We start from the raw sequence: 1,094 nt of genomic DNA on the forward strand, positions 1-1,094 counted from the left end.
GCGGCGATCGCGTCCGTATAGGCCGCGACGTTCTCGGGGTTGTAGATGCTGACCGAGTCGAGCACGTGCTTCGCTTGCTCGCGGTATGCGTCGAGATTCGCGTCGTGCTCGGCAAACGCCTGCAACAGCGCGCGGCCGCCCGCCTGGCAGTCGAAGTCCGGATAGAAATACCCGGCCTTGCCGAGGAACGGCGAGTTGTGGATCAGCGGATAGTCGCCGTACAGCAGCTCGTAGTACAGGTAGTTCTGCGCGTTCTCCCACGTGTGCGACACCACCGCATCGCCGTACGCGGCCATGAACTCGTACACCGCATAGCGGCTTTCGAACGTCGTGATGCCGTGCTCGACGATGTCGAGACTCTTCGCGAAATGGATGAACGTCGTGTGATCCTTCAGGTGAATCGTGTTGCACACGCGCACGAATTCGAGGAATGCCGGATTCGCGCGGTAAGCCTCTTCCGTGATCAGCATCGGAATGATGCTGGTCTTCACCATGCAGATGTTCGGCTCGAACATCGTCACGCGCCAGCGCGGCTTGCCGGGCCGATAGCCGAACGTCAAGCCGGCGCCGAGCGTCGCGCGCGCCTTGTCGAACAGCATCGGGTGCCAGATGTGCGGGACGATCGTGACCGGCGCACGCAGGCCCGTCTGGTAGTAGTGCAGGCACGAGCGCTCGAACTCGGGAATCGTCCACACGGCGTCGTATGGCGCGCCCGAGAACAGGAAGCCCGACGGCTTGTCGAACATCGCGCGTTCGATATCGATCACGTAGTCGTTGCCGACCCGCATCGTGACCACCTTGCCGCCGCGCTCGCGGAACGTGCGCAGGTAGTCCGCGCCGAACTGCGCGCTCATTTCGATCAGCACGTCGCAGCGCTCGAGCGCTTCGTCCATCGACAGCAGCGGCACGTCCCACTCGCCGAGCATCATCTGCGGATCGGCAACGTGTTCGCCGCCGTTCACCATCACGGCTTCGGCGACGAGCGGCGACTGGCGCAGCAACAGGATCAGCAGCAGGCAGTTCTGGAAAATGCCGTTTTCCCACAGCGACTGGCCGGCGCCGCGCACGAACAGCGACACGCCGACGACGAGACG

Annotated in this window: 1 protein-coding gene; it reads right to left on the minus strand. The window is 63.5% G+C overall.

Annotated elements, in window-relative coordinates:
* A partial coding sequence (locus WS61_RS15915) for a DUF2827 domain-containing protein (protein ID WP_059501401.1) occupies positions 1–1,094 on the minus strand: 1,094 nt, incomplete at both ends.

This window comes from Burkholderia sp. ABCPW 11 (assembly GCF_001523445.1).
Taxonomy (GTDB): domain Bacteria; phylum Pseudomonadota; class Gammaproteobacteria; order Burkholderiales; family Burkholderiaceae; genus Burkholderia.